Annotated in this window: 22 protein-coding genes and 1 riboswitch; of the genes, 16 read left to right on the forward strand and 6 right to left on the reverse strand. The window is 67.3% G+C overall.

The features are described 5' to 3' along the window. Positions 1–95: 95 nt before the first annotated feature. The 7 genes from ACZY0B_RS04530 (at position 96) to ACZY0B_RS04560 (ending at position 8030) form a co-directional block, all read left to right on the forward strand. Positions 96–797, forward strand: a complete 702-nt coding sequence (locus ACZY0B_RS04530) for a cell division protein DivIVA (RefSeq protein WP_463762927.1) — start codon at positions 96–98, stop codon at positions 795–797. A gap of 41 nt (positions 798–838) precedes the next feature. Continuing rightward, entirely contained in the window at positions 839–2074 is a 1236-nt protein-coding gene (locus ACZY0B_RS04535) for a winged helix-turn-helix domain-containing protein (protein ID WP_463762802.1), read from the forward strand. Further along, positions 2044–3474, forward strand: a complete 1431-nt coding sequence (locus ACZY0B_RS04540) for a class I SAM-dependent DNA methyltransferase (protein ID WP_463762928.1) — start codon at positions 2044–2046, stop codon at positions 3472–3474. The genes ACZY0B_RS04535 and ACZY0B_RS04540 overlap by 31 nt, the downstream gene beginning before the upstream one ends. After that, positions 3471–4523, forward strand: a complete 1053-nt coding sequence (locus tag ACZY0B_RS04545) for a restriction endonuclease subunit S (protein ID WP_463762929.1) — start codon at positions 3471–3473, stop codon at positions 4521–4523. The genes ACZY0B_RS04540 and ACZY0B_RS04545 overlap by 4 nt, the downstream gene beginning before the upstream one ends. A gap of 5 nt (positions 4524–4528) precedes the next feature. Continuing rightward, complete coding sequence (gene thyX / locus ACZY0B_RS04550; protein ID WP_463762803.1) at positions 4529–5281, forward strand: FAD-dependent thymidylate synthase; 753 nt, start codon at positions 4529–4531, stop codon at positions 5279–5281. A 162-nt stretch (positions 5282–5443) separates the two neighbouring features. Then, positions 5444–6346 carry a 4-hydroxy-tetrahydrodipicolinate synthase gene (gene dapA / locus ACZY0B_RS04555; protein WP_463762805.1) on the forward strand — a complete coding sequence of 301 codons (903 nt, stop codon included), beginning with the start codon at positions 5444–5446 and terminating at the stop codon, positions 6344–6346. A 7-nt stretch (positions 6347–6353) separates the two neighbouring features. Then, positions 6354–8030: a ribonuclease J gene (locus tag ACZY0B_RS04560; RefSeq protein WP_463762807.1), complete on the forward strand. Its 1677-nt coding sequence runs from the start codon at positions 6354–6356 to the stop codon at positions 8028–8030. Between the two features lie 10 nt (positions 8031–8040). On the opposite strand, the gene ACZY0B_RS04565 is transcribed toward ACZY0B_RS04560, so the two are convergent. Genes ACZY0B_RS04565 through ACZY0B_RS04575 form a run of 3 tightly spaced genes read right to left on the reverse strand, consistent with a single transcriptional unit; the run spans position 8041 to position 10051 of the window. Next, on the reverse strand, positions 8041–8913 hold the full coding sequence (locus tag ACZY0B_RS04565; protein ID WP_463762809.1) for an SAM-dependent methyltransferase: 873 nt from the start codon (positions 8911–8913) through the stop codon (positions 8041–8043). A 5-nt stretch (positions 8914–8918) separates the two neighbouring features. Continuing rightward, complete coding sequence (locus ACZY0B_RS04570) at positions 8919–9740, reverse strand: mycofactocin-coupled SDR family oxidoreductase (RefSeq protein ID WP_463762811.1); 822 nt, start codon at positions 9738–9740, stop codon at positions 8919–8921. Beyond that, entirely contained in the window at positions 9737–10051 is a 315-nt protein-coding gene (locus tag ACZY0B_RS04575) for a putative quinol monooxygenase (protein WP_463762813.1), read from the reverse strand. The genes ACZY0B_RS04570 and ACZY0B_RS04575 overlap by 4 nt, the downstream gene beginning before the upstream one ends. A gap of 206 nt (positions 10052–10257) precedes the next feature. On the opposite strand from ACZY0B_RS04575, the gene ACZY0B_RS04580 reads away from it, so the two are divergent. Further along, a complete protein-coding gene (locus tag ACZY0B_RS04580; protein WP_463762815.1) occupies positions 10258–12756 on the forward strand; it encodes an FtsK/SpoIIIE family DNA translocase in 2499 nt (832 codons plus the stop codon). 27 nt (positions 12757–12783) lie between these two features. Here the strand turns inward: ACZY0B_RS04580 and ACZY0B_RS04585 are convergent, their stop codons facing one another. Further along, entirely contained in the window at positions 12784–13302 is a 519-nt protein-coding gene (locus tag ACZY0B_RS04585) for an amino-acid N-acetyltransferase (protein ID WP_463762817.1), read from the reverse strand. A 56-nt stretch (positions 13303–13358) separates the two neighbouring features. Between ACZY0B_RS04585 and pgsA the strand changes: the two genes are divergently transcribed. From pgsA to pspM, 4 genes are all read left to right on the forward strand, one after another. Then, the gene (gene pgsA / locus ACZY0B_RS04590; protein WP_463762819.1) at positions 13359–13949 is read left to right on the forward strand and encodes a CDP-diacylglycerol--glycerol-3-phosphate 3-phosphatidyltransferase; all 591 of its coding nucleotides are present in this window, start codon (positions 13359–13361) and stop codon (positions 13947–13949) included. Positions 13950–14006: 57 nt separating this feature from the next. Continuing rightward, positions 14007–14345: a transcriptional regulator ClgR gene (gene clgR, locus ACZY0B_RS04595; RefSeq protein ID WP_463762820.1), complete on the forward strand. Its 339-nt coding sequence runs from the start codon at positions 14007–14009 to the stop codon at positions 14343–14345. Positions 14346–14484: 139 nt separating this feature from the next. Continuing rightward, positions 14485–15315 carry a phage shock protein PspA gene (gene pspA, locus ACZY0B_RS04600; RefSeq protein WP_463762822.1) on the forward strand — a complete coding sequence of 277 codons (831 nt, stop codon included), beginning with the start codon at positions 14485–14487 and terminating at the stop codon, positions 15313–15315. Between the two features lie 18 nt (positions 15316–15333). Next, complete coding sequence (gene pspM, locus ACZY0B_RS04605; RefSeq protein WP_463762824.1) at positions 15334–16152, forward strand: phage shock envelope stress response protein PspM; 819 nt, start codon at positions 15334–15336, stop codon at positions 16150–16152. A 27-nt stretch (positions 16153–16179) separates the two neighbouring features. Here pspM and ACZY0B_RS04610 read toward each other — a convergent pair whose 3' ends face one another. Beyond that, positions 16180–16611, reverse strand: coding sequence for a limonene-1,2-epoxide hydrolase (locus tag ACZY0B_RS04610; protein WP_463762825.1), 432 nt, complete (start codon positions 16609–16611; stop codon positions 16180–16182). A gap of 49 nt (positions 16612–16660) precedes the next feature. On the opposite strand from ACZY0B_RS04610, the gene ACZY0B_RS04615 reads away from it, so the two are divergent. Beyond that, positions 16661–17827, forward strand: coding sequence for a glycosyltransferase (locus tag ACZY0B_RS04615; RefSeq protein WP_463762826.1), 1167 nt, complete (start codon positions 16661–16663; stop codon positions 17825–17827). Positions 17828–17850: 23 nt separating this feature from the next. Next, a complete protein-coding gene (locus ACZY0B_RS04620; protein ID WP_463762828.1) occupies positions 17851–18045 on the forward strand; it encodes a DUF3046 domain-containing protein in 195 nt (64 codons plus the stop codon). Positions 18046–18139: 94 nt separating this feature from the next. On the opposite strand, the gene ACZY0B_RS04625 is transcribed toward ACZY0B_RS04620, so the two are convergent. Beyond that, entirely contained in the window at positions 18140–18817 is a 678-nt protein-coding gene (locus ACZY0B_RS04625) for a (2Fe-2S)-binding protein (protein WP_463762829.1), read from the reverse strand. Positions 18818–18860: 43 nt separating this feature from the next. After that, positions 18861–18987: riboswitch (cobalamin riboswitch) on the reverse strand. Positions 18988–19150: 163 nt separating this feature from the next. On the opposite strand from ACZY0B_RS04625, the gene recA reads away from it, so the two are divergent. Together recA and recX are read left to right on the forward strand one after the other, a co-directional pair. Further along, positions 19151–20191, forward strand: coding sequence for a recombinase RecA (gene recA, locus ACZY0B_RS04630; protein WP_463762830.1), 1041 nt, complete (start codon positions 19151–19153; stop codon positions 20189–20191). Beyond that, positions 20157–20678 (forward strand): recombination regulator RecX, encoded by a 522-nt coding sequence (recX, locus tag ACZY0B_RS04635; RefSeq protein WP_463762832.1) that lies wholly within the window; start codon positions 20157–20159, stop codon positions 20676–20678. The genes recA and recX overlap by 35 nt, the downstream gene beginning before the upstream one ends. Positions 20679–20721 lie beyond the last annotated feature (43 nt).

The raw sequence follows: 20721 nt of genomic DNA on the forward strand, positions 1-20721 counted from the left end.
TCTCGGCGTCGACGCCCGTGACCTGACATACTCGACGGGGGTCGGCGGGTCGGAGTGACGGGGTTTAGGGCATTTCCAGGGAGGGGAAATTGGCAGTGATTACCGAACCCACATCGGCATTCACCCGCAAGTTCATGGGGTACGACGCGACCGCTGTCGATGCCCACATCGAGATGTTGACCACCAAGCAGAGTCTGTTGCTCAACGACGTCGAGAGCCTGCGGGCCCGGCTCAAGGAATCCGGGGAGGAAGCGACCGCGCTGCGCAAGGAGGTCGCCGTCCTGACGGACACCTCACCCGCGCCCCAGGCGATGCAGCAACGGATGGCGAAGATGCTGCGGCGTGCGGTCGACGAAATTTCGGAGATGCAAGCCGAGGCGCGGGCCGAGGCGGAGGCGCTGATCACCGCGGCGGAAGCGGAGATCGAGGCCGAGCAGCGCAAGCACCAAGAGGTGTTGGCGGACATGGCCTCCCAGCAAAAGGCGATGGAAGCGCAGTATCGCAAAACCAAGGAGACGCTCGAGGCCGAACTGGCCAGCATGCGCGACGACGCCCAGCGGGCGCGTGAACAGCTGCTCGCCGACGCCAAGGAGCAGGTCGACCGGGATCGTGAACAGGCCCGGCGGGCGGTGGACGCCGCGAGCGAGCAGCGGATCAAAGTCCTCGAACAACTGATGGGCGTATACCGCGACCTGGAATCGGTTCCGGCCGCGCTCGAGACGGCATACCAAGAACAAAAGAATCCGCCGGAGCGCAGCGGTGCCGCGCCGGTGGACGAGAAAGTCAGCGCGGGGTGAGCCTGCGCTGAGAGCGGCGCAAAGACCGGTATTCTCGGCGCGTGTCGATCAGGAGGCTGACCGCCGCGCAGGCCCGGCGGATAGCCGTTGCGGCCCAAGGGTTTAACGAGCCGCGACCCGGCGGCGAGATCACCCGCGCCCACCTGCGTCGGCTGATCTCGAGAATTCAAGTGCTGCAACTGGATTCGGTTTCCGTAGCGGTACGTGCGCATTACGCGCCGGTGTTCAGCAGGCTCGGCCCCTACGACCGCGACGTGCTGGACCGCGCCGCCTGGGGCCCACGCTCGGCGCGGCTGCTGGCCGAGTACTGGGCACACGAGGCCGCACTGATGGCCGTCGACGACTGGCCGCTGCTGCGCTGGCGGATGCGCCAGTACCGGCACGGCCGCTGGGGCACCCACATCGTCAAGGCCAACCCGGCGCTCGCCGACAAGATCGTCGCCGCCGTCCGCGAACTCGGGCCGAGCACCGCCGGACAGATCGAGGCCCATCTCGAGGCCGAACCTCGCGGGCCCAAAGGAAGCTGGTGGGGCAGTCGCAGCGACACCAAATGGGTGGCCGAGGCACTGTTCGCCTCCGGGGTGCTCACCACGGCCACCCGGGTCGGCTTCGCCCGCCACTACGACCTGGTGGAACGGGTGCTGCCGGCGAGCGTGCTGGCCCGCGAGGTCGACGACGCCGAAGCCATCCGCGAGCTCATCCTGCGCGCGGCCACCGCCCTGGGGGTGGGCACCGAGGCCGACCTCCGCGACTACTTCCGGCTGTCCGCGCAACAGGTCAAACCGGCGATCGCCGAGCTGGCGGCCGCCGGCGACATCGAGGCGGTCAGCGTCGACGGCTGGTCGGCGCCCGCGTATCTGCATGCCGGCCGGTCGGTGCCCCGGCTCGATCGCGGCACCGCGCTGCTGTGTCCGTTCGACCCGTTGATCTTCTTCCGGCCTCGGGTGCAGCGGCTGTTCAATTTCCATTACCGCATCGAGATCTACACCCCGGCGCCCAAGCGCCAGTACGGCTATTACGTGTGGCCGCTGCTGGTGGACGGTGAGCTGATGGCACGAGTCGACCTCAAGGCCGACCGCGCCGCCGGCACGCTGCGCGTGGTGGGCGCGTTCGGTGAGCCCCAGCATGCTGGCCGGGTGTCGCGCTCCCGGGCGGCCGCTGCGCTGGCCGGCGAGCTGGAGTCGATGGCGTCATGGCTTGGCCTGGGCGGGTTTACCGTGTCCGGCCGCGGTGATTTGGCCGGGGAATTGCGCACCGCCGCCAAGCGGGTGAGCTGATGCCGCCGCCGTCAAAGGAGCTCAGGGCCACGCTGTGGAAGGCGGCCGAGAAGCTACGCGGGTCGGCGTCGGCCAGTGAGTACAAGGACGTGATTCTGGGGCTGGTGTTCCTCAAGCACGTGTCCGAGTCGCACTGGAACATGTTGGCGGACAACGCAAAAGCCGACAATATCGGTCGTTTCGTCGATGACGCGATGGGTGCTGTGATGGCCGGCAATCCGGCCCTTGCCGGGATGCTGCCGCGGCTCTACGAAAGCCTCGACCAGCGCCGGCTCGGTGAGCTGGTGGAGCTGCTCGACGGCGCGCGACTGCAACCGCAGGACGGCCGCCGCCCCCGGGACCTGATGGGGGAGGTGTACGAGTACTTTCTCGGCAACTTCGCTCGCGCGGAAGGCAAACGGGGCGGGGAGTTCTTCACACCGCCCAGCGTGGTGCGCCTCATCGTGGAGGTCCTGGAGCCGGCGGGCGGGCGGGTGTACGACCCGTGCTGCGGCTCGGGCGGAATGTTCGTGCAGACCGAGAATTTCATCGCCGCCCGCGACGGTGACCCGAAGGACGTGCGCATCTACGGGCAGGAGGGCGTCGAGCAGACCTGGCGAATGGCGAAGCTGAACCTCGCCATTCACGGGCTCGACAACACCGGCCTCGCCCGGGGCGACACGTTCGTGAACGATGTGCACGCCGGCGTTCAGATGGACTACGTGATGGCCAATCCGCCCTTCAACATCAAGGATTGGGCTCGCGACGAACACGATCCGCGCTGGCGCTTCGGCGTTCCACCGGCCGGCAATGCCAACTACGCGTGGATTCAGCACATTCTTTCCAAGCTGGCGCCCGGTGGTGCGGCCGGAGTGGTGATGGCCAACGGCTCGATGTCGTCGAACGCCGTCGGCGAGGGCGACATTCGCGCGCGGATCGTCGACGCGGATCTGGTGTCGTGCATGATCGCGCTGCCCGCGCAGCTGTTTCGCAGCACCGGAATCCCGGTGTGCCTGTGGTTCTTCGCGAGGGACAAGGGCGACCGCTCCGGTCAGGTGCTGTTCATCGACGCCCGCGGGCTCGGCTACCTCGTCGATCGCACGGAACGCGCATTGACCGACGGCGAAGTCGTCCGCATCGGCGACACCTGTCACGCGTGGTGCGGGTCGAGCTCGGCGGCGGCGAAGGGCATTGTCTACGAGGATATTCCGGGCTTCTGCAAATCCGTATCGCTGAGCGAGATCGCCGCCGCGGGCTACCTGCTCACACCGGGACGCTATGTCGGTGCTTCCGCTGCCGAGGCTGACGCGGAGCCGGCCGACGAGAAGATCGCGCGCCTGACCGAAGACCTGCTGACGGCGCTCGACGAGTCCGCGCGGCTGGAAACGGTGGTGCGGCAGCAGGTGCGGCGATTGTGCTGAAGGCAACGCTGGGCGAGTATCTCGACTTCAGCACCGGAAGCGGCTCGCCGGCGCGGGTACCGGACGGGCGGTTCCCGGTTTACGGCGCCAATGGCGCGATCGGGTATGCGGCGCAACCCAATGCGAGCGGCCCGCTGATCGTGCTCGGTCGCGTCGGGTCGTATTGCGGCAGCGTGCGCTATTGCGACTCCGATGTTTGGGTCACCGACAACGCGCTGGTATGCCGGGCCAAAGAGCCTGCGGAGACGCGATATTGGTATTACGCGTTGCAGGCCTGCAGGCTGGGCGATCACCGGGCCGGGTCGGGGCAGCCGCTGCTCAATCAGGCGATTCTGCGCGACGTTTCGGTTCGGGCGGTCCCGGGACGCCAGCGGCAGCGGATCGCCGCGCTGCTCGGAGCCTTCGACGACAAGGTGGCCGCCAACGAACGCGTGATCGAGGCCGCGGAGAAGCTGATGGTCGCCATCGTCGAGCCGGTCTCCGATGACGTGCCGCTGTCGAGCCTGGCGCAGCGGTCGACGGTGCTTCGAGGACCGGAGCAATTCGACGATGTCGTCGCGCATTTCAGCCTCCCGGCGTTTGACGACGGCGCCACACCACGGCGGGTTTCCGGCGCATCCGTGCGAAGCGGCAAGTTCGTGTTGTCCGAACCGTGCGTGCTGTTCGCCAAGTTGAATCCGCGGATTCCGCGCATCTGGAATGTGCCGCGGCTACCTGCCGAAATGGCAGTGGCGAGCCTGGAATTCGTCGTGCTGCGACCGAACGGCGTCGACACCTCGGCGCTGTGGGCGGCGGTGCGGCAACCCGACGTCTCGCACCGACTGCAGCAGCAGGTCGCCGGAACCTCGACCAGCCACCAACGCATTACGCCGCGCGACCTGATGGATGTCGCGGTGCGCGACGTGCGGCGTCTGAGCGCCGATGCCGCGCAGACGATCACCAGTCTTGGTGCGCTGTGTCACGCGCGACGCAGCGAATCCTTGCGGCTGTCGGGTTTCCGCGACGCCTTGCTGCCCTTGGTGATATCGGGCGAGGTCCAGCTAAGGTAATCGCCGTGGCCGAGACCGCGCCGCTGCGCGTGCAACTGATCGCCAAGACGGAGTTCTTGGCGCCGCCGAACGTACCGTGGACCACCGACGCCGACGGCGGGCCGGCGCTGGTCGAGTTCGCCGGCCGCGCCTGCTACCAGAGCTGGTCGAAACCCAACCCCAAGACCGCGACCAACGCCGGCTACGTCAAACACATCATCGATGTCGGGCACTTCTCGGTGCTCGAGCACGCCAGCGTGTCGTTCTACATCACCGGCATCTCGCGTTCGTGCACGCATGAACTGATCCGGCACCGGCATTTCTCCTACTCGCAGCTCTCGCAGCGCTACGTGCCAGAGGCGGACTCGCAGATCGTCGTGCCGCCCGGCCTGGAAGACGACCCCGAACTGCGACAGGTCCTGGCCGAGGCAGCCGACGCCAGCCGCGCCACCTACACCGAGCTGCTGGCCAAGCTCGAGGCGAAGTTCGCCGACCAACCCAACGCGATCCTGCGGCGCAAGCAAGCGCGACAGGCGGCCCGGGCCGTGCTGCCGAACGCCACCGAAACCCGCATCGTCGTGACCGGGAACTACCGGGCATGGCGGCACTTCATCGCGATGCGTGCCAGCGAGCATGCCGATGTGGAAATCCGGCGTCTGGCCATTGAATGTCTGCGTCAGCTCGTGGCGGTCGCACCGGCGGTATTCGCCGATTTCGAGATCTCCACGCTTGCCGATGGGACCGAGGTCGCGACCAGTCCGTTAGCCACCGAAGCCTGAGACGCGCGGTGGCGCCGTCGGGTGTGCCCTCTGGGCTTCGGGTGTGCGTCTAGGGCGCCGATTTCGCGCTATTGCGACCTTGAGTGCACACTCGAAGCCCCCCGGACCCCAACAGCCGCGCGGCGGCGAAATCGGCTTGGCACCGCCAGGTAATCTGGGATCGTGAGTTCCGTCGGATTCGATGCCCCCGCGCGTCTGGGAACCTTGCTGACCGCAATGGTCACGCCGTTTGCCGCCGATGGCTCGCTCGACACCGACGCCGCGGCACGCGTGGCGAACCACCTGGTAGACGCCGGCTGTGACGGCCTGGTCGTCTCGGGAACCACCGGCGAGTCGCCGACCACCACCGACGACGAGAAGCTCGAGCTGCTGCGCGTCGTCCTCGAAGCGGTGGGCGACCGGGCTCGCGTCATCGCCGGAGCGGGCACCTACGACACCGCGCACAGCATCAAGCTGGCCAAGGCCAGCGCGGCCGAAGGTGCGCACGGTCTGCTCGTGGTCACGCCGTACTACTCGAAGCCACCGCAGAGCGGGCTGATCGCACATTTCACTGCTGTCGCCGACGCGACCGACCTGCCGGTGCTGCTCTACGACATCCCGCCGCGGTCGGTGATCCCCATCGAGCCCGACACCATCCGCACGCTGGCGTCGCACCCGAACATCGTCGGGATCAAGGACGCCAAGGCTGATCTGCACAGCGGCGGCCAGATCATCGCCGAAACCGGATTGGCCTACTACTCCGGAGACGACGCGCTCAACCTGCCCTGGCTGGCGATGGGCGGGATCGGATTCATCAGCGTGATTTCCCACCTGGCCGCCGGTCAGCTACGAGAGTTGTTGTCCGCCTTCAATTCCGGGGACATTGCGACCGCCCGCAAGATCAACGTGGCGGTCGCGCCGCTGTGCAACGCGATGGGCCGGCTGGGTGGGGTGACGCTGTCCAAGGCAGGCCTGCGGCTGCAAGGCATTGACGTCGGCGATCCCCGGCTACCGCAGGTGCCGGCGACGCCCGAGCAGATCGACGCGCTGTCCGCCGACATGCGTGCGGCCTCGGTACTCAGGTGATCGACACGTGAACGAAGACCTCAGCCCGCCAGGTCCGTTGACCACAGGTGGGTTGCGGGTGACCGCGCTCGGTGGGATCAGCGAAATCGGCCGCAACATGACGATTTTCGAACACCTGGGCCGGCTGCTGATCATCGACTGCGGGGTGATGTTTCCCACTCACGACGAGCCGGGTGTCGACCTGATCCTGCCCGACCTGCGCCACATCGAAGACCGGCTGGACGACATCGAGGCGCTGGTGCTCACGCACGCGCACGAGGACCACATCGGGGCGATCCCGTTCCTGCTCAAGCTGCGGTCCGACATTCCGGTCGTCGGCTCGAAGTTCACCCTGGCGATGGTCGCCGCCAAGTGCCGCGAGCATCGCATCAAGCCGGTGTTCGTCGAAGTCAAAGAGGGGCAGAGCAGCCACCACGGCGTGTTCGACTGCGAATACTTCGCGGTGAACCACTCCATCCCGGACGCGCTGGCCATCGCCGTCTACACCGGCGCGGGAACGGTTTTGCACACCGGTGACATCAAGCTCGACCAACAACCGCTGGACGGCCGGCCCACCGACCTCCCCGGCATGTCACGCCTCGGCGACGCCGGTGTGGATCTGTTTTTGTGCGACTCGACCAACTCCGGGATCCCCGGTGTCGGGCCGTCCGAAAGCGAGGTCGGGCCGACCCTGCACCGGCTGATCCGTGGTGCGGAAGGGCGCGTCATCGTGGCGTGCTTCGCTTCCAACGTCGACCGGGTGCAGCAAATCATCGACGCCGCAGTGGCTTTGGGTCGGCGGGTGTCGTTCGTCGGGCGATCCATGGTGCGCAATATGGGCATCGCCCGGGACTTGGGCTTCCTGCGGGTCGACGACTCCGACGTGATCGACATCGGGGCCGCCGAGATGATGGCGCCCGAACGGGTGGTGCTGATCACCACCGGCACCCAGGGCGAGCCGATGGCGGCGTTGTCCCGGATGTCGCGCGGCGAGCATCGCAGTATCACGCTGACCGCCGGGGACCTCGTGGTGCTCTCGTCGTCGCTGATCCCCGGCAACGAGGAAGCGGTCTACGGCGTGATCGACGCGCTGGCCAAGGTCGGCGCCCGGGTCGTCACCAATGCCCAAGCCCGCGTACATGTTTCGGGTCACGCCTATGCCGGTGAGCTGCTCTTCCTGTACAACGGGGTGCGGCCCCGCAATGTGATGCCGGTGCACGGGACCTGGCGCATGCTGCGCGCCAACGCCAAGCTCGCCGCCACCACCGGAGTGCCGGAAGAATCAATCCTGTTGGCCGAGAACGGCGTCAGCGTCGACCTGGTCGGGGGCAGGGCATCGATTGCCGGAGCGGTGCCGGTCGGCAAGATGTTCGTCGACGGCCTGGTCACCGGCGACGTCGGCGACATCACCCTGGGCGAGCGGCTCATTCTGTCCGAGGGATTCGTCGCGGTGACCATCGTGCTCACCCGCGGCACCGGGCGTTCGGCGACTACGCCGCACCTATATTCACGCGGCTTCTCCGAGGATCCCAAGGCGCTCGAGCCCGTGGTGCGCAAGGTCTCCGAAGAGCTGGAAGCGCTGGCCGGGGCAGGAGTGACCGACCCGAACCGGATCGCTCAGGGTGTGCGGCGCACCGTTGGCAAGTGGGTGGGCGAAACCTTCCGCCGCCAGCCCATGATCGTGCCGACCGTCATCGAAATCTAGATTTTCTCGGCTAGATCTTTTCCGCGAAAGCCGACCATTCCAGCTGCGACGCCTTGAGTTTGCGGCCGGTCGGCTCGACGTAACGCGCGACGAGTTCCTCCGGTCCGGCCTGCTCGACCAGCCGCCAACCGTACTCGGCGATGAAGTCGGCGACCTCGTCGGGCTCCAGGCCGAAATGCCAAAGTTGTTGGCGCTGACGGACAGTGCGGTACAACGTCCGGGTGCCGTACCGATTCGTCCCGTCGATGAAGTCCCGGCGGACGTAGGTGAACACCAACCGGCTGCCCGGGGCGGCCGCGCGCAGCCCGTCAAGGGTTCGCCGCACGCCGTCCTCGGTGAGGTACTGCGTCACGCCTTCGCAGATGAAGAAAGCCCGGTAATCGGTGTGATAGCCGTGCTCGGCCAGGGCGGTGAGCAGGTCGTCGCGCTCGAAATCCAAGGCCACCAACCGAACCGACAGCGGTGGACCGCCTAGCACCCGCCGCAGCGTCTTGGCTTTCCTGGCGATGTTGACCGGCAGATCCACTTCGAAGACCGGGATACGGACTTGCCGGTTCAGCAGGTAGGCGCGGGTATCCAGACCGGCGCCGAGGATGACGACCGCATTGATGTCGTCGAGCGACTCGGTGATCTTGTCGGCGATGAAACGCTTGCGGCAGGCCAAGTTCGCCCACAGCCCGGGGCCGCTGAATTCCGATCCGCGAATCATCAGGCGACGGATCGGTGCTGCCCGGGTCGCGGCGACCAGCCAGCGCAGCGGGGCCGGCAGGAAAAGGTCCGCGAGGTCGTCGTCGACCAGCCGGCGCCCGGCTGGTTCGTTCTGCTCGACGGCGGCCAGCACCATCGGGCCAAAAGCAGTCTGAGCCGCGGGGTTTCGTGCCATGGCTGCTACTTGTTCAAGAAGCCCGCGTCGACCGGCAACGTCACGCCGGTGATGTAGCGCGCCTGGTCGGACACCAGCCACGCCACCGCGTTGGCGATATCCTCGACGTCTAGCACCTCCACCGGCATGGCATTGCCCATGGCTCCGGGCGTGTCGGTCGCGGCGGCCATCTTGGCCAGCCATTCCCGGGTGAACTCGTTGTTGATCATCGGCGTCTCCACACCGGACGGATGGATCGAGTTGACCCGAATCATCTCCCTCGCAAGCAGATTCGCGTATACCCGCATCAACCCGACGACCCCGTGCTTGGCGGCTGCATAGCCGACCGAACCGGCGTCCGCGCTGCCGACGCCGGCCAGCCCGGCACTCGAACTGATCAGCACGATCGACCCGCCGGTGCCCTGGGCGACCATGGTGGGTATCGCGGCCTTGATGGTGTTGTAGACGCCGGTGAGGTTGACGTCGATGACATCGCGCCAGCCGTCGTCCCCGGATTGCATGGGTGCGATACCGGCGTTGGCCACCACGATGTCGAGCCGGCCGAGCTCGTCGATACCGGCCTGCACGGCGGCCGACAGCGACGCGCGATCACGCACATCGCCCTGTTTGGCCACGATCCGGGCGCCGGTGTCTTCGACGAGTTTGACGGTGGCCGCCAGGTCCTCCGGCGTGGCCAGGGCATAGCGGACACTGTCGATCTGCGCGCACAGGTCGACGGCGATCACATCGGCGCCGTCGGTGGCCAGTCGAACCGCGTGCGCGCGGCCCTGGCCGCGGGCCGCGCCGGTGATCAGCGCGACCTTTCTTTCCAGGGGCCGCCCTGTCACTGGCGCAGTTGTCCCTTGTCCGCGTCGCCCGCGGGAACCGGCTGCAGCATCTTGATGTCCGGGGCTCCGGCCAGGTGCTCGCCGACAGCGGTGAACATGCCCCCGACCGCGGGAGCGGTGCTGTGGGTCTTCAGCGCCTCTTCGTCGGCCCACTGCTCGATGAACACGAACGTCTCACCGGTCTGGTGCAACGAGTACAGCTGGCACCCCGGCTCGCTGTGCACCTCTTCAACCGTGCGGGTCAGGATGTCGCGGACGGTGTCGACGGACTCGGGTTTGACGGTCAGGGTGGCGAAAACGACGACGGGCATACGGAGCTCCTTGAGGGGTAGCGGCGGGATGGCTGTCACCCTACTCACACAGAATTGACGGCCGCCGCGATGCCCGCCGCGGCCCAAGAGCGCTGCTCTCGGCCATTTCGGGCCTTGTCGAAGCGCTTCGAAGACCGAATCGACACGGTTTTGTGACCCGTGTGGCTGATGGTGAATATGGGGCGGTTGCGACTAGGCTGGACCCCATGGCTAGTAAGACCGCTGCCCGCTCCAGAACCCGAACGAGCAGGTCAAAGGCCACTTCGCGCACCAGCGGGTCTCGAAGTGCGCGACCGGCACCTGCCCGCAAGAAGGCGCGCAGGCCAGCCAAGCGGCACCACCGGTCCCTACTGGTTGCCGCCGGGATGACCGGCGGGCGCGCGATGCGCGCCACCTGGCTGATGGCGGCGCGGGGCACCGGCGGTGCGGCAAGGTCGATCGGGCGGGCCCGCGACATCGATCCGGGGCACCGCCGCGACGGAATCGCGCTGGTTCTGCTCGGCGTTGCCGTCGTGGTCGCCGCGAGCTCATGGTTCGACGCGGCGCGGCCGGTGGGCGCCTGGGTCGATGCGGTGCTGCGCACGTTCATCGGCGCCGGCGTGCTGGCCCTGCCGGCGGTCCTCGCCGTGGTGGCGGTGATGCTGATGCGCACTGCGCCCAACCCCGAGGCGCGGCCCCGGCTGATCCTGGGCGCGAGCATGATCAGCCTTTCGCTACTCGGTCTGCGCCACCTGTGGTCGGGTTCACCTGGAGACCCCGAATTGCGCCGTCGCGCAGCGGGATTCATCGGCTTTGCCATCGGCGGTCCGTTGTCGGAGGGGTTGACACCCTGGATCGCGGCACCCCTGTTGTTCATCGGCGCGCTATTCGGGCTGCTGTTGTTGACCGGCACCACGATGCGCGAGCTGCCCGAAATGATGCGAGCCTTGTTCGGCACCCGGTTCGTGGATGACCTCTACGCCGACGACGGCGATTACGACTACGACGACGCCGAAGGCCAACCGCGCGAAGACTTTTCCGACGGTTACTACGACGACGGCGCATTCGACAAGGAGCCGCAGCCCTGGCCGTCGGCGGACGGGGCCGTCGCTCTCGACGACCCGCTCCCGGACGACACTCCCACCGTTCCGGAACCAGCTATCGCCAAGACCCGCCGTCGCGCCAAGAAGCAGGACACCCAGGTCACCGACCGGGTCGTCGAGGGCCCCTACAACCTGCCGTCGCTGGACCTGCTGGTGGCCGGTGACCCACCCAAGAAGCGCAGCGCGGCCAACACGCAGATGGCCGACGCCATCAGCGAGGTGCTGAGCCAGTTCAAGGTCGACGCCGCCGTCACCGGCTGCACCCGCGGTCCCACCGTCACCCGCTACGAGGTCGAGCTGGGGCCGGGCGTCAAGGTCGAGAAGATCACGGCGCTGCAGAAGAACATCGCCTACGCCGTGGCCACCGAGAGCGTGCGCATGCTGGCGCCGATCCCCGGCAAGTCCGCCGTCGGTATCGAGGTGCCCAACACCGACCGCGAAATGGTGCGGCTGGCCGACGTTCTCACCGACCCGTCGACCCGCCGCGATCACCACCCGCTGGTCATCGGCCTCGGCAAGGACATCGAAGGCGACTTCATCTCGGCCAACCTGGCCAAGATGCCGCACCTGCTGGTCGCCGGCTCGACCGGTTCCGGTAAGTCCAGCTTCGTCAACTCCATGCTGATTTCGCTGCTGACCCGGGCCACCCCGGAAGAGGTCAGGATGATCCTGATCGACCCGAAGATGGTGGAACTGACGCCGTACGAGGGCATTCCGCACCTGATCACCCCGATCATCACCCAGCCGAAGAAGGCGGCGGCCGCGCTGGCCTGGCTGGTCGAGGAGATGGAACAGCGCTATCAGGACATGCAGGCGTCGCGGGTGCGTCACATCGACGACTTCAACGCCAAGGTGCGATCCGGCGCAATCACCGCGCCGCTGGGCAGCCAGCGCGAGTACCGGCCGTATCCCTATGTGGTCGCGATCGTCGACGAGCTGGCCGACCTGATGATGACCGCGCCGCGTGACGTCGAGGACGCGATCGTGCGGATCACCCAGAAGGCCCGTGCCGCCGGCATCCACCTGGTGCTGGCCACCCAGCGGCCGTCCGTGGACGTGGTCACCGGGCTGATCAAGACGAACGTGCCGTCGCGGCTGGCGTTTGCCACGTCGTCCCTCATCGACAGCCGGGTGATCCTGGACCAGGCGGGCGCCGAAAAGCTGATCGGCATGGGCGACGGGCTGTTCCTGCCGATGGGTACCAACAAACCCATCCGGCTACAGGGCGCCTACATCACCGACGAAGAGATCCACGCCGTCGTCACCGCCTGCAAGGACCAGGCCGAACCCGAATACACCGACGGCGTCACCACCGCCAAGCCCACCGGCGAGCGCACCGACGTCGACCCGGACATCGGCGACGACATGGACGTCTTCCTGCAAGCCGTCGAACTGGTGGTGTCCAGTCAGTTCGGCTCCACCTCGATGCTGCAGCGCAAGCTGCGGGTCGGCTTCGCCAAAGCCGGCCGGCTGATGGACTTGATGGAAACCCGCGGCATCGTCGGGCCCAGCGAGGGGTCCAAGGCGCGCGAGGTGCTGGTCAAGCCCGACGAGCTGGCCGGGACGCTGGCGCTGATCCGCGGCGGCGCCAACGCCGACGGATCCGACGAGGATTCCGACTAGACGCCGACGAATAGCGCCGTCGACGAGTCAGAGCAGCAGCAGCATCCGGGTGTTGCCCAGGATGTTCGGCTTGACGTAGCTCAGGTCCAGGAACTCGGCGACACCGATGTCGTAGGAGCGGCACATCTCCTCGAACACCTCGGCGGTGACCGGCGTGCCCTCGATCTCGGTGAACCCGTGCCGGCCGAAGAACTCGGTTTCGAAGGTCAACACGAAGATCCGCTCCAGCTGCAACTCGCGGGCGACTTCGAGCAGTCGCGTGACGATCGAGTGGCCGACGCCGTGGCCCGTCGCCGCAGGGTCGACCGCGACGGTGCGGATCTCGCCGAGATCCGACCAGAACACGTGCAACGCGCCGCAGCCGACCACTCTGCCGGCAAGCTCGGCCACCCAGAACTCTTGGACGGCTTCATACAGCGTCACCAGGGGTTTTTCCAGCAGGATCTTGCCCGCATAAGTGTCGACGAGGTGCTTGATCGCGGGGACATCGGAGGTTCGCGCGCGCCGGACGACGACTGGCCCGCTATCCCGAGAACGTTCGGTCACGGGTATCAGTATTGACATCTGGGGCGGCTGCGCTGGTCAACCGCTATTCTGTTGCGGTGTCGGGGCAGCCGCAGACAGGACCGGTGGCGGGGCGCGTCAGCATCGCCAACCTCGCCAATGTCCTGACGCTATTGCGGCTGGTATTGGTTCCGATCTTCCTGCTCGCATTGTTCGCCGGCGGCGGCCACGAAACCCCGGCCCGGGTGGTGGCTTTCGTGGTGTTCGCGGTGGCGTGCATCACCGACCGGCTGGACGGCCTGCTGGCCCGCAACTACGGCATGGCCACCGAATTCGGCGCGTTCGTCGATCCGATCGCCGACAAGATGCTGATCGGATCGGCGCTGGTCGGGCTGTCGATGCTGGGCGACCTGCCGTGGTGGGTCACCGTGCTGATCCTGGCCCGCGAGATCGCGGTGACGGTGTTGCGGCTGGCCGTGATTCGCCGCGGCGTCATTCCGGCCAGCTTCGGCGGCAAGCTCAAGACTTTTGTCCAGGCGGTGGCCATCGGGTTGTTCGTGCTGCCGCTGTCGGGACCGTTCGTGGTGGTGGCGTCGGTGGTGATGGCCGCCGCGATCGTGCTGACGGTGGTCACCGGAATCGACTATGTGGCCTCGACCATCAGGGAAGTGCGCCGGACGGGAACCTAGACGGCCGCTGCTGGCGTTGACCTGATGAAGCAGCTTTGCCGGACGAAGGAGATCAGCATGTCGCCACTGGTGCGCGAGGTCATCGGCGAGGTGCTGCGCCTGGCCCGAACGTCACAGGGTCGGACGCTGCGCGAGGTGTCGGACACCGCCCGGGTGAGCCTCGGGTATCTCTCGGAGGTGGAGCGCGGCCGCAAAGAGGCCTCCAGCGAGCTGCTGCACGCGATCTGCGACGCGTTGGAGGTCCCGCTGTCGGCGGTGCTCACCGATGCCGGTGAGCGGATGGCCAACGAGGAGCGCGCGGCCCGCAGCGTGCCGAACGGCGAGGCGAGCGTCACCACCATCGACGCGAGCACCAAGGTCGTCATCCGGCCCGTGGCGTCGCTCGTGGTGGCCTGAGTGTCAGGATTGCTCGGCGACGCCTATCGCGCGCCAGGGGTGGGGCGATCGGCGCCGACCCGATAAATTGAGCGGCAGGGTGATCGCTAGGGCCTATCGTGGGTCCTCCGGCACACAGAAACGAAGGTGGAGCTAACTCATGGCCAATCCGTTCGTCAAAGCGTGGAAATACGTCATGGCGCTGTTCAACGCGAAGATTGACGAGCACGCAGACCCCAAGATCCAGATTCAGCAGGCCATTGAGGAAGCCCAGCGCACGCATCAGGCGCTGACCCAGCAGGCGGCACAGGTGATCGGCAACCAGCGTCAGCTGGAGATGCGCCTCAACCGGCAACTCGCCGACATCGAGAAGCTCCAGGTCAACGTGCGCCAGGCCCTGACGCTGGCCGACCAGGCCACCTCCGGCGGCGACGCGGCCAAGGCCACCGAGTACACCAACGCCGCCGAGGCGTTCGCGGCCCAGCTGGTGACCGCCGAGCAAAGCGTCGAAGACCTCAAGACGTTGCACGACCAGGCGCTGTCCGCCGCCGTCCAGGCGAAGAAGGCCGTCGAGCGAAATTCGATGGTGCTGCAGCAGAAGATCGCCGAGCGCACCAAGCTGCTCAGCCAGCTCGAGCAGGCCAAGATGCAGGAGCAGGTCAGCGCGTCGCTGCGGTCGATGAGCGAGATCGCCGCGCCGGGCAACACCCCGAGCCTCGACGAGGTCCGCGACAAGATCGAACGCCGCTACGCCAACGCGGTCGGCTCCGCCGAACTCGCGCAGGGTTCGGTGCAGGGCCGCATGCTCGAGGTACAGCAGGCCAGCGTGGAGATGGCGGGCCATTCCCGGCTCGAGCAAATTCGCGCGTCGATGCGTGGCGAGGCCCTGCCGACGGGCGGTACCCCCGCGGCTCCCGGTGCCACACCTGCCACCCCCGCGCCCGCCGAGAGCGCCGGTGGACAGGTTGCCGAGAAACCCTTTGGTCAGTAGCCGTCCGGTCGGTCTGACATGGCGGTGAAGGCGACGCAGCGCGGGCCCTTTCGGGCACTGCTGCAGCAGGGGCTGGACACCGCCGCCGATCTCACCGGCTTCGTCGCCCAGAAGATCAGCGCGGCCGCCGATCCGCGGGCCCGGCTGCTGCGCCGCCGCCGTCGCGCGCTGCGGTGGGCGTGGATCTTCGCCGCCGGCAGCGTGTTCTGGGGTCTGGTCACCGCGGTGCTGGCGTGGTGGGGCTGGTTCGTGTTGCTGCTGCAGATCACCGGCGGCATCGCGGTCGTCGAGGTGGTACCCGCGACGTTGTTGTTCTTCCGCTACCACTGGCTGAAGTCGGAGCCGCTGCCGGCCAGCCGGCCCGTCAACCCCCGCCGGCTGCCGCCACCCGGTTCCGCGGCGCGACCCGCGATGTATGCGCTCGGCGCTTCCGAGCGTGGATTCTTTTCGTTGTTGGGTGTCATCGAGCGCGGCGCCATGTTGCCGGCGGACGAGATCAGCGACTTGACCGCGGCGGCGAACAAGACGTCGGCGGCGATGGCGTCCAGTGCCGCGGAGGTGGTGTCGATGGAGCGCGCCGCACACAGCTCGGAATCATCGCGGTCGTATCTGGTGCCCACCATCAATGCGTTCACCGCGCAGTTGAGCGCCGGCGTCCGGCAGTACAACGAAATGGTCACCGCCGCAGCGCAATTGGTTTCCTCGGCGAATGGCAATGGCGATGCCGGGCTCGCGGCGGCACACCAGCGCTACCGGGCCGAGCTGGTCGAGGCTACCGATCGCCTGACCGGTTGGGCCCAGGCGTTCGACGAACTGGGCGGCTTACCGCGCCGTTAAGGCCGGCGGCGGCGGCTTCCGGCCGGGTCAGAACGACGCCTTGAGCGACGGCAACACCAGCGCCGCCACACCACGCAGCAACGCCTTGGTCATGTCAAAGAAGTCAAAGTAGTCTCGCCACAGCGTGATTCGCCCGTTGTGGACCTCGAACACGCCGCACACCCAGAACTGCAGCCGCAGCGGGCCGAAGATCAGCGCGTCACTGCGCTCGGTGAGCACGGCGGCGCCGTCGGCGGCAACACGGTGGATCTTGACCTCGAACCCCGCGCGGCCGTCCATTCGGCGGAACAGCTTCATGGCCCGGGCGCGGCCATGGATCGTCGGCAACCCGACGTTCTCGTAGACGAGATTGTCATCCAGCGAGGCATCCGCGGTTTCGAAATCCGCGTCCATCAAGGCGTTCAGAAAAGTCTCGACCGTGCGCGTGTTCGCGACGGCTGTCCCAGTCAGCTCGGTCATGGTGCCAGCGTAGGCGCGTGCCGGCCGGGCCCTGTGGCAGGGTAAGGCGGTGCGAGTCGCCGTGGTCGCCGGGCCGGATCCCGGGCACTCGTTTCCCGCGATCGCGCTGAGTCGGCGTTTCCAGGACGCGGGCGATCAGCCCACCCTGTTCACCGGCGAGGAATGGATCCAGGCCGCCCGCGACGTCGGCATCCAGGCTGTCGCGCTCGACGGGCTCGCGGCGACCGATGAAGACCTCGATGCCGGGGCCCGAATCCACCGGCGTGCGGCGCGGATGGCCGTGCTCAATGTGCCGGCGCTGCGCGACCTGGCGCCCGACCTGGTGGTGTCCGACGTCATCACCGCCGGCGGCGGCATGGCTGCCGAGCTGCTGGGCATCCCGTGGATAGAGCTCAACCCGCATCCGCTGTATCTGCCGTCGAAGGGGTTGCCGCCGATCGGCAGCGGGCTGGCGCCGGGTAGTGGTATCCGCGGCCGGCTGCGCGATGCCGCGATGCGGGCGATGACGGCGCGGTCGGTGCGCGCGGGTCTGGCGCAGCGTGAGAAATCCCGCGCCGAGATCGGACTGCCGGCGCGCGATCCCGGGCCGCTGCGTCGGCTGATCGCCACGCTGCCCGCGCTGGAAGTTTCCCGTCCGGACTGGCCGGCCGAGGCCGTCGTGGTGGGGCCGCTGCACTTCGAACCGACCGATCGGATTCTCGAGGTCCCGGCCGGCTCGGGGCCGGTGGTGGTCGTCGCGCCGTCGACCGCGCTGATCGGGACCGAAGGTCTAGCCGAAGTCGCGTTGGGCTGCTTGACGCCGGGGGAGACATTGCCGGCGGGATCGCGTCTGCTGGTGTCGCGGTTGGGCGGACCGGATCTGACGGTTCCGCCGTGGGCGGTGGTCGGGTTGGGACGTCAGGACGAGCTGTTGGCACATGCCGACGTGGTGATCTGCGGCGGCGGCCACGGAATGGTCGCCAAGACGCTGCTGGCCGGGGTGCCGCTGGTGGTGGTGCCCGGCGGCGGCGACCAGTGGGAGATCGCCAATCGGGTGATGCGCCAGGGCAGCGCGCGGCTGATCCGGCCGTTGACCGCCGACGCGTTGGTCCAGGCGGTCAACGAGGTGTTGTCGACACCCCGCTACCGCGAGGCCGCCCGGACGGCCGCTGCCGGCATCCACCGCGTCGCCGACCCGGTGCGGGTATGCCACCAAGCGCTGGCGCTCGCACGATGATGGCGATCGGTATGTTGGCTGGCGTGCGGCTGACGGAGTTCAACGATCGGGTGGTGTTGCGGTTCGGCGCCGCCTACGGCGCATCGGTGCTGGTAGACCACGTGCTGCCCGGTTTCGACGGCCGGACCGCTTCGCAGGCGATCGAGGACGGCATCGAACCACGCGACGTCTGGCGGGCGTTGTGCGCCGACTTCGACGTGCCTCGCGAGCAGTGGTGAGTATCGCGCGCTACCCGTGAGCGAGTGTGCGTCGAGGGCGCCCTACACGCACGCTTCCCGCCCTGGACGCACACTCAACGCCACCAGCGCACACTCATCTCCGACTCGACCGTGGCGCCTGGCGAAACACGCAGTCGCCGCACACGGCTCGCCCGGGTAGGCGATAAAACAGGCAGCAGCTGTCGCGCCTGAAGCCCAGATGCGAGCCGCTGATAGCGCCGGATCCGGACAGCACGCCGGTGTCCAGCAGGGAGTCGGTGATCTCGACAATCCGCGCGCGTAGGTCAGGCCGCGCCACGAGCAGCGCCCGCGACGCGCCGACCAGTGCGGACGCGATGTTGCCCGCCAGCAGGGCAGGCGCCAGCTTGACCCGCAGACCGCTCTCGAACGGCTGCATATGGTGTTGCACCACAATGCGATACAACAACTCCGCGGAGATGTCCGGCGCCGATATTCCGGTGGGTTCGGGCATGCGGAGCTGTGCCCCGTCGTCGGCACGTTGCAGGTCGTCGAGGTCCGGAACAACGCCATGGGCCAATGCGCATGCCAGCACCGGCGACCACAGCCGGGTGGCGTGGCCGAGATGAACCAGCGAGGCGCCGATCCGTAGGTCCGTCGTGTGGTAGCGCTCCGCGATGGTGTCGATCAAACCGGCGAAGCCGTCGGCGTAGTCCTGGCGGACCGGATGCCATCCTGTCCCGGCACCACCCACAGTCAGCGCGAAAAACCCTTTGTAGGAAGATATTTCGGCCAGCTCGGCGGAGATATCCATGCGTGCGCGACCACCCTCTCTGGGGAGATCCGCCCCAGTGGCTAGCGAGGAAGCGCCGACGGTGAGTATCTGGCTCTCGGGTCGCAAGGTGCCCGATCACAGTGGCGGGACCGCACCGGATTCGCACCGGTTTCCTCAGCTTGTGCAGGCCCGTCGACGCTCTTTCGGTAGCCGATATTGCCACACCGAACCGGCACGGCGTGTCGAACTTGAATCGAACAGGTGTTCGCCTACAGTGTTGATTGTTCGACGATGACTTGTCGGTGGGTCTCTCTAGTGTCACGGCCAACCGACCGATACCGGTCAGAGAACAACGACTACAGGAGAGACACCATGGCGCAAGCCCCCGACCGCGAGAAGGCTCTCGAACTGGCGATGGCCCAGATCGAGAAGAGCTACGGCAAAGGCTCGGTGATGCGTCTCGGTGACGAGACGCGGCAGCCGATCTCGATCATCCCGACCGGATCCATCGCACTGGACGTGGCCCTGGGCATCGGCGGCCTGCCCCGCGGCCGGGTCGTGGAAATCTACGGCCCGGAATCCTCGGGTAAAACCACCGTTGCACTGCACGCGGTCGCCAATGCTCAGGCGGCCGGCGGCGTCGCGGCGTTCATCGACGCCGAGCACGCCCTGGATCCGGACTACGCCAAGAAACTCGGCGTCGACACCGATTCCCTGCTGGTCAGCCAACCCGACACCGGTGAGCAGGCCCTGGAGATCGCCGACATGCTGATCCGCTCCGGCGCGCTGGACATTCTGGTCATCGACTCGGTGGCCGCGCTGGTGCCGCGCGCTGAGCTCGAAGGCGAGATGGGCGACAGCCATGTCGGGCTGCAGGCCCGGCTGATGAGCCAGGCGCTGCGGAAAATGACCGGCGCGCTGAGCAATTCAAAGACCACGGCGATCTTCATCAACCAGCTTCGGGAGAAGATCGGGGTGATGTTCGGCAGTCCGGAAACCACCACGGGTGGAAAGGCGTTGAAGTTCTACGCGTCGGTGCGCCTGGATGTGCGCCGGATCGAGACGCTCAAGGACGGCACTGACGCGGTCGGTAACCGCACCCGGGTCAAGGTCGTCAAGAACAAGGTGGCGCCACCCTTCAAGCAGGCCGAATTCGACATCCTCTACGGCCGGGGTATCAGCAGGGAAGGCTCGCTGATCGACATGGGTGTAGACCACGGCTTCATCCGTAAGTCCGGTTCCTGGTTCACCTACGAGGGCGAACAACTCGGCCAGGGCAAGGAGAACGTCCGCAACTTCTTGATGGAGAACGCCGATATCGGCAACGAGATCGAGAAGAAGATCAAGGAAAAGCTTGGCATTGGCGCGGTCTTGACCGATGACGACGTCCTCCCCGCTCCCGTCGACTTCTGAGCCCTCCCGCGAAGAGCAGGCGCGGGCGTTGTGCCTGCGCCTGCTCACCGCGAGGGCGCGCACCAGGGCCGAGTTGACCGGCCAGCTCACGAAACGCGGATACCCCGGCGACGTCAGTGCCCGGGTACTCGATCGGCTGGCCGCTGTCGGGTTGGTGAATGACCGGGACTTCGCCGAACAGTGGGTGCAGTCCCGACACACCAGGGCGGGAAAGAGCAAGCGCGCCTTGGCCGCCGAGCTACACACCAAAGGCGTCGACAAAGAGGTGATCACCACGGTGCTGGCCGGGATCGACGCCGGTGCCGAGCGAGACCGGGCCGAAGAACTGGTACAGGCCAAGCTACGACGGGACACGCTGAGCGGCGACGACGCGCGGATCACCCGCCGGCTGGTGGGGATGCTGGCACGCCGTGGCTACAGCCAAAACCTGGCCTGTGAAGTCGTCCTCGCCGAGCTCGCCGCCGAACGGGAACGCCGCCGGGTCTAGCTGCGGGTTAATGCCGTCGGCCCCGGTCGCCGTACCATGGCCC

This window comes from Mycobacterium sp. IDUB_19 (assembly GCF_055419445.1).